We start from the raw sequence: 12,451 nt of genomic DNA on the forward strand, positions 1-12,451 counted from the left end.
GTGCAAGGCAGTCTTCTGAATTTGATGAACTCGCCCTGGAGTTGTCAAGGTGAAGTCGAGTAACCTTGAACGGGTCAGTCCGTTATTACTGAAACTTTAAACCTTGTTGAAGTTTAAAGTATGAGGGGGCAAATGTAGTAATTTGCCAAGAAGAGTGGTACCGCGGAAGCATTGTCTTTCGTCTCTTATATAGAGATGAAAGACTTTTTTATTTCTAAGGATTTGTCTGGGAGATGGAAATTAATTTAGTATAGCACAATATATGGTTAAACTGAAAAAAGTTAATTTTTCGTCTTTGAGAAATTTTTCGGACCATCTAAAGCTCGATTTCAGTTGAAATAAGGCTCCCTGACTCAAAGGGCCCTTCTCACCCTTGATTAGCTCATCACCTTCTGTGATGAGGCCTTATTTCGTTGGAAATTTCGCTAAGAAGGTTTGAAAAAAATTCTATGTTATTCAAAATTAGCTTTTTGTAGTATATATAAAAAAACTCATTAAAAGAAGGGAGGAAAAGTCAATGTTTAGAAAATTTATAACAAATCGTATTAAATTTTACCTCTGGACAGTCTTTCAGGTGATTACTTTTTATCCACCTATTGTTACTCTATTTTTTACAGAAAATGGTCTATCTTTTACCCAAGTGATGCTTCTTCAATCCTGGTACACAATTTTGGTTTTAGTATTTAATGTTCCTTCAAGTGTTTGGGCAGATATGGTTAGCAGAAAAAAAGTTCTTATTATTGCAACTTTTCTTAATGTGATAGGTTATAGTATATATGGAAGTGGCAAATCCTTTGCTGTTTTTCTTATGGCAGAAACACTGTTAGGTTTTTCGGTTTCATTGCTTTCGGGAGTTGCACAGGCCTATTTTTATGAAATGTTAACTCCAGAAGAAAAGAAGAAAGACAAACAATATTTTGCCAGTCTTGTCACAGTATCTCTCATAGCCGGTGTTATTGGTAATTTATCAGGTTCTGTAATTGCTTCTCAATTTGGTAATAGGATGACTTTCTGGATGAGCAGTTTTACAGCTTTAGTAGCTTTTGTTTTATCATTAATGTTAAAAGAGGATAAACGGATACAACAGGTATCTGAACTTTCATTAAGCCAGCGATATGAAAAATACATGACCAAAGTGAAAAATGGTTTTAATCATTTAAAAAATCAAAAAGTTTTATTGTTTTTAGTAATCCAGAATGGATTTATAGGGCAAATTTTTCGGATAAATTTCTTTTATACCCAGGGAAAATTGACTGATATTGGCGTGCCGGTTGCTTATTTTGGACTCTTTTATGCCGGTTTAAACATATTAGGAGCAGTTGTTGTGAAATTAGCACCATGGATTGAGAAAAAGATTGGGATATGGAATAGTATTCATTTGACCGGGATTCTTATAGCTATGGGTTTTTTCTTTATTGGAAATAACTCAAATATTATTATAATTATTACTATTTTTATTCTGATAAATATGATCAACTATTGGCGAAATCCATTATTTTCTTCATATTTTAATCGTTTGATTAGTAATGAAGAGAGAGCTACGGTCTTATCTTTTATGGCCCTTTTTAATTCCTTGATTTATATGACATTAAGTCCGATTATGGGTTTTGTGGCAGATAAGATAGCATTGGATAGTGTATTTATTTTTTTTGGTGTGATCATTATTTTAGCAGTTATTGTATTCAGAATTCCCAAAAATAATATTAAAGTTATTGAAGGTTTAAAGGAGTTGTGTGGAGGATAATAAAATTGATAATTGAAGAAGGATTAAATAATTTAGGGGTTATACTGCAAAAAGCTAATTTTTCGCTTCTTGAGAAATTTTTCGAACCATCTAAAGCTCAATTTTAGTCGAAATAAGGTTTTCTGACTTAATGGGTATATTTGGATCTTGATTAGCTCATCCCAGTTTGTGATAAGGCTTTATTTCGACTGGAATTTTGCTAAGATGGTTTAGCGAAAAATTTTTTATCGCTTAAAATTAGCTTTTTGCAGTATAGTCAAATATTTTATTTTCAGTGTGGAGGTGGAGTATGAGATTAAGTAAGCCATCTTTGATATATTTGCTGTTGGTTGGGGGGTATAATTTTTCTGACAAGTTGATTGCATCCAGTTATGTGTTTTTTTAAACAGTAATAATTTGAGCAGTACTCAGATTGGTATATTATTGGGAATACAATCATGGGTGACAAGTATTCTTGATTTTCCGACTGGTAATATAAGTGATTTAAAAGGAAGGAAAAAAACTTCATTAATTGGCCTGTTAACCTTTGGAATAGGTTTAATAATTTATGGATCTGGTCAGAAGTTTTGGCATTTTGCTTTAGCTCTGGGGATGATGGGATTGGGGTGTGCTTTTATAAGTGGAGCTATAACGGCCTGGTATATGAGTGAGCTAGAATTAATCAATAAAAAGGAAGAGTCTAAAAAGGTTTTTGCTTTATCTAATGGATTTTCGTATTTATTGAGTGCAATTGCAGGGATTATAGCAACATTTCTTTTGATTTACAGCTTAAGGTTACCATTTTGGATTGCTGGAACTACAGCATGTTTGGTGGTAATAGTTTGTAGCTTATTTATGAACGAAAATTATGGAGAGAAAGATGTAAGATATATAAATTTTTTGAATAAAACATGGAACACTTTTATAAAGAATAAGAGAATTAAGCTGTTTACATTTATACAGATTATTTCCGATATAGGCTTTATCTATTTTGTTTTAACCTGGCAACCTTATCTTATTTCTTTCGGATTAAAGCCTAATTGGTTAGGTATTATGTTTACCATAATGATGATTTCAATTTCTATTACTAGTTTTGTTTTATCACGCTTTATTAATTAAGAAAATTACCCTAATTTAGCAATATGTGGTATGTTTTTAATGACTCTGGCATTTATTTTTATGTATTTAAGTAAATCTTTAATTGTTGCCATATTATCCTGTATTCTTTATGAAATTTCTCTTTCGATGAAATTAACCTCTTTTGCAGCCTGGATTAATGATATTTTACCCAACAATTCACGAGCTTCTTTATTATCGGCTATCTCTACTTTTGCTAATCTAGCTAATACTTTTATGTTTATTTTTGTAGGACATCTTGTTGAGTTGCTAGATATTCAGATAGTTTCATTATTTGTTGCGATAGTGTCTTTATTTGGTGCAATTATGTTTTATAGATTAAAATTAATTTCCAAAACAATTAATCTAGAGTTATCTAAGTTCAATGTCTAAAACTGGAGTGATTTGAGTAAAGAAAAAAGTCTTTTGGATGATCGTTTAGGTCCGGTATTTATCAGATGAAACTACATCTGCATTGGATTGTTCAAAAATAGAGGAGATTAATGATGGAAAAGATGAAATCGATTTTATGAATATCAAGGACTTTGGGTGATTACTCAAAGTCTTTTTTATCTTTGATGAGAGTAATTTTTCTCCTTTAATGAAATAAGTTCCTCATAGTGACTTTTAGTTTATTGGTTAAACGAAAAATTTTTATGGCACTTAAAAAAATTAGCTTTTTGCAATTTGATCTTAAATTTATTACAAAAAAAATTTTATAGATAAGAGGGAAATTTTTAAAAATTATAGAATTAAGAGATTGAAGATGTTAATAAACATAATGGAAAGCATAATTACAAACGATTGCTATTTAATAAATTATTAAACTATAAAAAACTAATTTTGAGCGACATAAACCATTTTAGTAAGATTTCAGTCGAAATAAGGTCTCATATGAGGATTGATAAGCTAATCAAGGGCCAGGAAGGCCCTTTGATTAGTGTGCCTTATTTTGACTGAAATTGAACTTTAGATGGTTTGAAAAATTTCTTTTTTAAGCGAAAAGTTAGCTTTTTGCAATTAAAGTATAAAAGTGGTATTGGGACATGTCCAAAAAATCAATATGCTGCAGAAGACCTGGGAAAGGTTTTCTCAAAATTAAGGAATAACTGGAATCTGAAGCAGTATAATTATTTTATTGTGGAGTAATAATGGGAGGTATTAACGTCATGAATGCTTATATTAAGCACTATTTAATATCAGTGCAAGATAAACTTAATTATAGAATAGATTTTTTATTTAAATTTTTCACAATTTTTCTTCATTTATATGCATCAGTTACTATCTGGTATGCAATTGCTACAGCAAATAGTAGCAGTTTAGATGAAACTATGATAGCTGATATCATAAAATATATGATTTTAGCGTCAATTACGACTAATTTAATGATTTTTTGCACACCTGAGAGAGAAATTGCCAGAAGAATACGGACGGGCGAGATAGCCCGTGATCTTATTTATCCGATTTCTTTGCCCATAACTCTTATTTTTAAAGGCTTAGGTTTTGCTACTGCTAATCTCATTTCCATGTATATACCTGGTTTTATACTATTGTCGATTATATATAAACCTGCCTGGAATCTTAATTTAATCAATATTGCTGGTTTACTAATCGGTATATTGCTGGGATACTTTATATTTGTTTTAATAACTTTACAGATTGAGATGATTAGTTTCTGGTGGATTGAAAATTGGTACATGCATTATATCAAACATGCTGTATTTAATTTTTTGAGTGGGACTTTAGTACCCCTTTGGTTTTACCCTGAATGGTTATATAAAATACTTAACTGGTTACCTTTTAAAAATATTGTTTATATACCTTTAGGGTTTTATCTTAACAGGATTTCTTTAGAACAATTTTGTATACAAATGGCATTAAGCATATTTTGGATTATTTTATTGGCGGGAGTGACTTTTGTTATCTGGAAGGCAGGAGTGAAAAAGGTTGTGATTCAAGGAGGTTGATTATGAGACATACATTACTTTGTTGTATTAAACTTATCAAAGCTCAAATTAAGGGACAAATGACACATAATTGGAGTTTTGTTGTATATGTATTTAGTATAATGGTGGTATATGCTTCTACCCTGGCTGGTATATGGGTTATTTTAAAAAGATTTACTATAATAAACGATTGGACCTATGGACAGATTGCTTTTATTTATATTTTATCTTTATTATCCTATGGGGTACGTTCATTGTTTTTTACACCGTTTAGATTTCTGGGGATATTAGTAAAAAGCGGGGATATGGATAATTTTTTGATTAGACCAATAAACCCCTTTATATATATCATGAGTTGCAAATTTCAACCCTACTCTCTTTCTCATATTTTGTTAGGGGTTATTTTATTTTGGTTATTAAAAGATCAATTTGGAATAACCTGGAATTTAACAAATATTATATATTTTATTTTAGCAGTATTATCTGGGGCATTGGTTCAATCTGCAATTACGATTGTGATAGGTTCACTTGCTTTTTTCATAACTGAAACCGAAGGTCTTGACTGGATATATAACGGGTTTAAAGAGTTTATATGGTATCCAGTAAGTTTATATAATAATGTAGTTAAATTTATTTTGTTTTTTGTTATACCACTAGCTTTTGCCAGTTATGTACCGGCAGGGATTTTTTTGGATCATCCTGAATATTTAATTTTTCCTAAATGGGTATGGAAAATATCTCTTTTGGTTGGTGTTGTACTTATTCTAGGTGCGTATGGTTTTTGGAATATAGGTTTAAGACATTATCAGAGCACAGGAAGTTAAAAGAGGGGATGGGAATAATCATGAATGTTATTGAAGTAAAAGATTTAAAAAGATATTTTACAATATATAAGAGGCCACCTGGGATTACCGGTATATTTAAAAGTATGATTAAACCCAAAAGAATAATTAAGAAAGCGGTAGATGGAATAAGTTTTAATGTAACTAAAGGTGAGATTGTTGGTATCCTGGGCCCGAATGGGGCAGGAAAGTCAACAACTATAAAAATGTTGACAGGAATACTTGTACCTACAGAAGGAATAGTCAGAGTAAATGGTAGAGAGCCTTTTAAAAATAGGATTAAGAATGCTATGGAGATAGGAGTTGTTTTTGGACAGAGAACCCAATTATGGTGGAATTTACCTTTAAGAGAATCATTTGATTTAATCAGAACTATATATAAAATTCCAACTGAGATATATAATAAAAATTACAAAATATTTAGTGAAATTCTTGAACTGGACAGGTTTATTGATACACCAGTAAGACAATTAAGTTTAGGACAGAGGATGAGAGCTGAAATAGGTGCTTCATTATTACACAATCCTAAAATTGTTTTTTTTGATGAACCAACGATTGGGCTTGATGTAGTAGCAAAACAAAGGATCAGGGAATTTATAAAAAGAGTTAATGAGAAAAGTAACGTTACAGTTATATTAACTACCCATGATATGGGAGATATAGAAAAGCTGTGTGACAGAATCATAATTATTGATAATGGAAAAATTATTTATGATGGAAGTATTAATAAAATAAAGGAAATTTATGCAAAAGAAAGAGTTTTGGTTGTAGATTTTGAAATTGAACCGGTTGATTTTGAGTTAACTATGGGAAGGGTTATCAAGGAAGAAGGTACGCGAAAACATATACTATTTAATCGGGATGAATGCTCTGCTCCTGAATTGGTGAATTATCTTTCTGCGAAATACAGTATAAAGGATTTTATGTTAAAAGAAACAGATATAGAGCATATAATCGGACATATCTATGAGCATAAATTTAAATAAAAAAGATTGTCCGGTGTTATTTCTTAAGATAATGATAATTTTATCTTCTTATTGTTATACGGTTATACTGCAAAAAGTTAATTTTTTGCTCCTTGAGAAATTTTTCAAACCATCTAAAGCTCGATGTTAGTCGAAATAAGGTTTCCTAAGCAAAGAGACCTCCTGGCTTTTGATTAGCTCATTACTTCCTGTGATGAGATCTTATTTCGTCGGAAATCTTGCTAAGATGGTTTAGCGAAAAATTTCTATGTCGCTCAAAATTAGCTTTTTGCAGTATAATCTTAGATTTGTTTTTAATATATTTTCATTCTAATTCTGAAACCTATTGATTTAGATAAGAGGTAGATTAAAATTTAAACCAAATATTGCTACAAAAATCAGATGAAGTTAATATTGAAAAAACCTTGACAAAAGCGAACAAAAAAGATAAACTAAAAGTGTGCATATGCACAAAAAGGGGAGAGGGAGTATGCCGCGCTGTAAGAAAAAACGTTGCTGTAGGCGATTGAATGAGGAAAAGATTTTCAAACCTATATCTATCCCTCTTAAAGAGTTAGAAATTGTAGAGCTTGAATTGGATGAGTTTGAGGCTATTCGACTCTGTGACCTGGAGGGAAAAAATCAGATTGAGGCTGGTGAGATAATGGAGATTTCCAGAGGTACTGTCCAGCGTTTGCTCAAATCAGGACGAAAAAAGATTGTTTATGCATTATTACATTCTTACGGATTAAAGATTAAGGACAATTATCAAAAGGAGGAGCAAAAAAAATGAAAATCTGTTTGCCCACCATGGGAAAGGAAGGTTTAAAAGAGAAGGTGTTCAGTCATTTTGGGAGTGCCAGGTATTTTACCATATTATGATACTGAAACAAAGGATTTAAAGGTTATTGAGAACAGTAATGAGCATCACAGTCATGGGGCATGTCAACCGTTAAAAGCTATAGCAGGTTATGATATTGATGTGGTGTTGACTAACGGTATGGGCCGGCGTGCAGTTAGTTTATTAAATGAAGGTGGGATAAAAGTTTATCTTCTGGAAGGTGATACTGTAGAAGAAGCGATAGCCAGATTTGAAGCTGGTGAATTGCGGGAATTAACCAGTGATATGGCTTGTCAGGGCCATGGATGTCATTGAGTAAAGCTGGTGGTGAGGAGACTCACCACTTATTTTTTTAAAAAATTATTTAAATGGTTGAACCGCACAAAGCTAATTTTTCGCTTAGAGAGAAATTTTTCAAACCATTTAAAACTCGATTTTAGTTGAAATAAGGCTCCCTAATCAAAGGGTCCTCCTGGCTCTTGATTAGCTCATCAATCTTCATATGAGGCCTTATTTCTCCTCCGATCTCACTAAGATGGTTTAACGAAAACTTTCTATACCGTTCAAAATTAGCTTTGTGCAGTTTTTATAAATTATCTATACCAAATGTTCTCCTTAACTTGCGAAAAAGTATAATTTCCTAAACATTGAAAAAGGCGAAAAATAGTAATACTGCTTCTTAAACACCATAACCACTATATACTTTTAATGCTTTTTGCCAGGCCAATAATGAACTAATTGCAAAAATTATTAACCAAACAATTTCAATAAAAATATCTTTAATAAAACTATCTAGATATAACTTATTTTGAAGATAAGTAGTTGGAACAAAAACAAAAAATTTAAAGGGAAGAATATTAATAATTTTTAATATTTTTTCTGGAAAAATATACAGTGGTATTATACTACCACTAAAAAAACTAACTACATTTGAAATTAACATCCGTAAGACCCAAACTCTTTCAAACTTAAATGATAATAAGCTAATCAAAAAATAAAATAGAGTATTAATAATTATTGACAGGTTAATGATAATCAAAAACTGTATTATTTGAAAAAGTTGAATTTTGAATTGTAAATATTTTAAATAGATTAATAACAATAGCAAAAACGGCATCTTAATAATTACATTACAAAAAACTTTTCCGAAAATACTTTCAATAAGTGTTATTGGCTTACATAAATACTTTGTCAACTCACCCTTAACAACACAATCTTCAACCATTTCATTTATAATTCGGTCATTATAGAGAGAATAAACGAAAAGGGCAATGGAAAAATAGATCATAATATCTCTTAAAGAGGTATAACTTTCACTATTATTTAATATCCCTTTCCACACAAAATAGTATATAATTAAATACCCCGGATAAGATATTAAATCGAAAAAAGAGTTAATAAAATAATACCGATAATTTAATAAATTTACTCTTATTAGGATAAATAAATTCAAAAAATTTCGTATCATAATAATCTAACCTCTACCACTTTCATAATTTTTTAGACCTTTTCGCCAAATATAGGCTGTTATTATGGTCCACGTAATAGCAACTAAAACTAAAGTTTTATTAATCTGAAAAAAATCTTCATTTGTTATCGAATGTGATGTAAATAATGTTGGATATGTTGCCAGAAAAACTAAAGGTAATACATATGTAAAAAATTTTATAATATTATCTGGATAGATTGTAATTGGATATCTAATAACTGGATTAATCATTGTTAAAATGTTTACTACAAAATTGGCCTGTTTAATCCAGAAAGCAGTATAATTTAAAGCCAAATAAATCCGATTCATTGTATAGACAACTAAACATATCATAATTAAAGACTCAATAAATCTCAATATGTCTATCTGATAACCCATAAAAGAAAGGACAATAAACATTAGGGTAATTTCAAATCCCAATTGAAAAAGGGGCATAAAATTTATCCTCAATCCTACAATCATCCAATTTGGATTGACCGGTTTAGTTAAAAAGACATCCAATTCTCCAGAATTAATACTCCGCCAGAACTGAAAAGTTCCACTCGATAATGCCCAGTTCAAATTATAATATATTTTAGTGTAAGAATATAACATTATTAACTGCTCAATTTTCCAGCCATAAAATCCATTAAATTTTTTAAAAATAATATTCCAGAATAAAATCTGCAACAGAAATAAAAGTAAGTTTGTGCAAAAATACGATATTAAATTGAATCTATATTCTAAAGTTTTTTTGAAAGATATAATCAAAAAACGCCTGATCATTATGCAAAAAAATCTCATTGTTGATAAATCTCCTTTATAACATTTCTTAAAGAAATATCTGTAATTGATATATCAATTATGTCAAATGTATTTAATATAATTGGTAACATATCATTTATCGTTTTATTATCTATTTTAATTCTAATATAGTCAAAAGACTCCTGTAGTACATTACAGTTTAGTCTTAGCTCCTTAAAAGCTTGATAATTATTTACCCTGGTATAATATATCGAAATAATTTTATGAGTTAGATATTTTTTACGAAATTCCTCCATTGTATCATAATACTGAAGAGTTCCATCATTAAGTAACATTATTTTTGAAGCTATACTTTCAACATCTCCTAATAGATGGGTAGCGAAAAAAACTGTTGCCTTTGTCTCTTTAACATATTCCTTAATCAAATTTCTAAAAATCGATTTAGTAATCTCATCTAAGCCTACCGTTGGTTCATCTAAAAAGATATATTTTGGTTTGTGGATCATAGTTACAGCAAACTCCGATTTAATTCTCTCACCGAAAGAAAACTTTCTAACTGGATGATGTAATAATTTTTCTAAATTTAATTTTTCTACCAAAAAGTTTAAATTTTTTTCAAATACCTTTTTATCCATTCTATATACATCTCGATATAATTTAAAAGATTCAATAAGTGGTAAATCCCATATCAAAACACTTTTTTGACTAAAAAGTACCCCTATATTTTTCAATAGTTTTTTACGGTCTTTGTAAGGATTTAGATTATTAATTTTGATTTCTCCTGATGAAGGGGACAAAACACCGCACAAAAGTTTTATTAATGTAGATTTACCACTTCCATTTTTACCTAAACAGGCAACAATTTCACCATCATCAACAGAAAAATTAATATCATTCAACACTGTTTTGAATTTCCTTCTTTTGATTTTATATGTTTTTGATAAATTAGTAACTTCAATCATATTGGTAACTCCTATCTATCATAATATTTACAATATGGCTCAGGATTCATTAAATTACCCGTAATCTCATCAGTTACTGATGGACATCCACCATAACATTTCTTTTTTTAATACTCTTCACAGTATTTACATTTTGATCCTATTTCTAATGTTCTCATGAAAAGAAATTGTTCATTTTTATCCCAAATCTCTTTAAAATTTTTATTGAAAACAGATTCAGATGGTATTTCTCTTTTTTTAAAGACTTCACTTAAAAAAGTACATGGTAAAACTTTTCCATCTGCTGCAATACTAGCATTAATAATACCTGCCCCACATCTTTTAGCTTGTAAAAATCCCATTAAATTATCTCCTACCGGTTGTGTAACTTTACCCTCAGGAGTTATTAAATGTCCATATAAAAATTGATTATTTCCTGTTTTATGAGCAAAATTTTTTATCTCATTAATCACCATCTCTTTCCAATCTGTATTAAATTTATTTCCTTTTCTAAAATTTAAAGAGGTATTCTTTGCTCTTCCAACAGGTTTAATAGGTGAAAAAGAGCCCCGATGAATTCCACGGTCATACATAATATTTAAAAACTCTTTTATAGTCCATACATTTAAGTTATTTAAGACTAAATTAAAGCCAAAATCTATATTATGTTTTTGTAAAATTTTTATATTAGACATTATTTTGTTATAAGTACCAGTACCTCTAATTCTGTCGTGTACTTCTGGAATTCCATCAATTGAAATACTCAATCTTAAAAAGTGATTTTTATACTGTTTTACAATATCTATAAATTCATCTGTTATAACAGTGCCATTAGTACAAATTTGTATATTAATTCCAGAATCAATAAGTAATTCAATAATTTTGTATAAATCTGGATGTAATAGAGGTTCTCCACCAGTTAAACTAACTTCAAATACACCTACCTCTTTTAACTGTTGAACAATTTCCGCAACTCGATCAAAACTCATTTGAGAACCCTGTCCATAATCCCCAAAACAATGTTTACATTTTAAATTACAATAATCTGTAATTGAAAGAAATACTTTCACTGGAGCACTCAATGCATTTTTTGTTGGTAATATTTCAATAATTGAACCATTTAAATAATTTTGATTGATTACATCATTTTCTTTTAAAATATCTACGTATTCTAAAATATTTGTATATACTTCTTTTGAATCATTATGATAAAAATGTAACATTCCTTCTACGCCAAATTCATAAATCCTCTTGATAATTTCATATCCGAAATCATCTACACAAAAAAGATTAAACTCACCTTTATCATGAACTAGTCCACCAAATCCTTCTTTTCGAATAATATATCTTTTATTCAATTAAGTCCCCCCAAACCTATTTATAATATTTTAGTTATTTATTTTGCCAGATATAATTTAGACTTGAACTTAAATTTAAAGAACAATAGACCTTCAAAAACTAGAAGGTCTATTGTTCTTTAAATTACATCACAGTTTGAGTACCGAGAGCAACCACTTTTTTAAATACTGGTTTCTTCATTATTTCTGTCACCTACATATCCGATATTTCGCAATATTATAAATATATTTTACATTTTTTATCTTTTTTTGTCAAGCTAGATATATTTTTTTATTAGTCTAATCTTAGGTTTAATGTTATTAAATATAAAAAAGTTATAATGCTCCAAACAAAAATTCTTTCTGAAGTCGATACTAAAGAACCCGTGCCATTTTAATATCCTTCTCTTCAGATAGATCAACAAAACCATCTTCAGTCTGAATTAATAGAGTTTCTTATTCGATTATCGAACAATATAACTTTTTCCCCTACCAGAAGTTTCAAAA

12 protein-coding genes and 1 other annotated feature (1 of these 13 cut by a window edge) are annotated in these 12,451 nt (G+C 29.6%); of the genes, 8 read left to right on the plus strand and 4 right to left on the minus strand.

The window, feature by feature from the left end; all coding sequences use genetic code 11:
• Positions 1 to 189: a binding site (T-box leader), on the plus strand (it extends 59 nt beyond the left edge of the window).
• 328 nt (positions 190 to 517) lie between these two features.
• The 8 genes from BBF96_RS14035 to BBF96_RS14070 all read left to right on the plus strand — a co-directional run bounded on the left by BBF96_RS14035 (position 518) and on the right by BBF96_RS14070 (position 7,748).
• Positions 518 to 1,744, plus strand: a complete 1,227-nt coding sequence (locus BBF96_RS14035; RefSeq protein WP_127017732.1) for an MFS transporter — start codon at positions 518 to 520, stop codon at positions 1,742 to 1,744.
• 396 nt (positions 1,745 to 2,140) lie between these two features.
• The gene (locus BBF96_RS14040; protein WP_257791994.1) at positions 2,141 to 2,842 is read left to right on the plus strand and encodes an MFS transporter; all 702 of its coding nucleotides are present in this window, start codon (positions 2,141 to 2,143) and stop codon (positions 2,840 to 2,842) included.
• Positions 2,843 to 2,863: 21 nt separating this feature from the next.
• On the plus strand, positions 2,864 to 3,232 hold the full coding sequence (locus BBF96_RS14045; RefSeq protein WP_257792029.1) for an MFS transporter: 369 nt from the start codon (positions 2,864 to 2,866) through the stop codon (positions 3,230 to 3,232).
• A 776-nt stretch (positions 3,233 to 4,008) separates the two neighbouring features.
• Positions 4,009 to 4,806 (plus strand): ABC transporter permease, encoded by a 798-nt coding sequence (locus BBF96_RS14050; RefSeq protein ID WP_164731107.1) that lies wholly within the window; start codon positions 4,009 to 4,011, stop codon positions 4,804 to 4,806.
• Between the two features lie 2 nt (positions 4,807 to 4,808).
• Positions 4,809 to 5,609 (plus strand): ABC transporter permease, encoded by an 801-nt coding sequence (locus tag BBF96_RS14055; protein ID WP_127017736.1) that lies wholly within the window; start codon positions 4,809 to 4,811, stop codon positions 5,607 to 5,609.
• 20 nt (positions 5,610 to 5,629) lie between these two features.
• Positions 5,630 to 6,613: an ABC transporter ATP-binding protein gene (locus BBF96_RS14060; RefSeq protein ID WP_127017737.1), complete on the plus strand. Its 984-nt coding sequence runs from the start codon at positions 5,630 to 5,632 to the stop codon at positions 6,611 to 6,613.
• Positions 6,614 to 7,082: 469 nt separating this feature from the next.
• The gene (locus BBF96_RS14065; protein WP_127017738.1) at positions 7,083 to 7,385 is read left to right on the plus strand and encodes a DUF134 domain-containing protein; all 303 of its coding nucleotides are present in this window, start codon (positions 7,083 to 7,085) and stop codon (positions 7,383 to 7,385) included.
• A gap of 63 nt (positions 7,386 to 7,448) precedes the next feature.
• Positions 7,449 to 7,748, plus strand: coding sequence for a NifB/NifX family molybdenum-iron cluster-binding protein (locus BBF96_RS14070; RefSeq protein ID WP_236777941.1), 300 nt, complete (start codon positions 7,449 to 7,451; stop codon positions 7,746 to 7,748).
• A 364-nt stretch (positions 7,749 to 8,112) separates the two neighbouring features.
• On the opposite strand, the gene BBF96_RS14075 is transcribed toward BBF96_RS14070, so the two are convergent.
• The 4 genes from BBF96_RS14075 to BBF96_RS14090 all read right to left on the minus strand — a co-directional run bounded on the left by BBF96_RS14075 (position 8,113) and on the right by BBF96_RS14090 (position 11,965).
• A complete protein-coding gene (locus tag BBF96_RS14075; RefSeq protein ID WP_127017740.1) occupies positions 8,113 to 8,901 on the minus strand; it encodes an ABC-2 family transporter protein in 789 nt (262 codons plus the stop codon).
• Between the two features lie 6 nt (positions 8,902 to 8,907).
• Positions 8,908 to 9,705 (minus strand): ABC transporter permease, encoded by a 798-nt coding sequence (locus BBF96_RS14080; protein WP_127017741.1) that lies wholly within the window; start codon positions 9,703 to 9,705, stop codon positions 8,908 to 8,910.
• Entirely contained in the window at positions 9,702 to 10,628 is a 927-nt protein-coding gene (locus tag BBF96_RS14085) for an ATP-binding cassette domain-containing protein (RefSeq protein ID WP_127017742.1), read from the minus strand. Before BBF96_RS14085 ends, BBF96_RS14080 begins: the two co-directional genes overlap by 4 nt.
• 107 nt (positions 10,629 to 10,735) lie before the next feature.
• Entirely contained in the window at positions 10,736 to 11,965 is a 1,230-nt protein-coding gene (locus tag BBF96_RS14090) for a radical SAM protein (protein WP_127017743.1), read from the minus strand.
• Positions 11,966 to 12,451 lie beyond the last annotated feature (486 nt).

Source organism: Anoxybacter fermentans, assembly GCF_003991135.1.
Classification (GTDB): Bacteria; Bacillota; Halanaerobiia; order DY22613; family DY22613; genus Anoxybacter; species Anoxybacter fermentans.